The 221-nt window shown below is 59.3% G+C and carries 1 protein-coding gene; it reads right to left on the bottom strand.

The genetic code is table 11. The features are described 5' to 3' along the window. Nucleotides 1-221 (bottom strand): ABC transporter substrate-binding protein (locus E5X34_RS32835; protein ID WP_292573399.1); only part of this gene is annotated, 221 nt, incomplete at both ends.

A 221-nucleotide genomic window follows, 5' to 3' on the forward strand; every position in this document is an offset into this window, starting at 1 on the left:
CAACTATAGCGGACCGTCGACGGATCGACGATCTCGAAGCGTGGCGGCTTGCCGTCCGCCAGCAGGGCCGGGGCAAGCCCGCCTTGCGAGAGCTCATCGTTCAGCCAGACATCTTCCCAGCAATAGCGGAAATCCTCCGGCGTCAGCAGGCTACCGTCAGACCATTTATGCCCTTCCCGAATCTTGAAAGTGAAGACGCGATCATCCGCTACGTCGAAACT

Origin of the sequence: Mesorhizobium sp. (genome assembly GCF_004963255.1) — a bacterium.
Classification (GTDB): Bacteria; Pseudomonadota; Alphaproteobacteria; order Rhizobiales; family Rhizobiaceae; genus Mesorhizobium.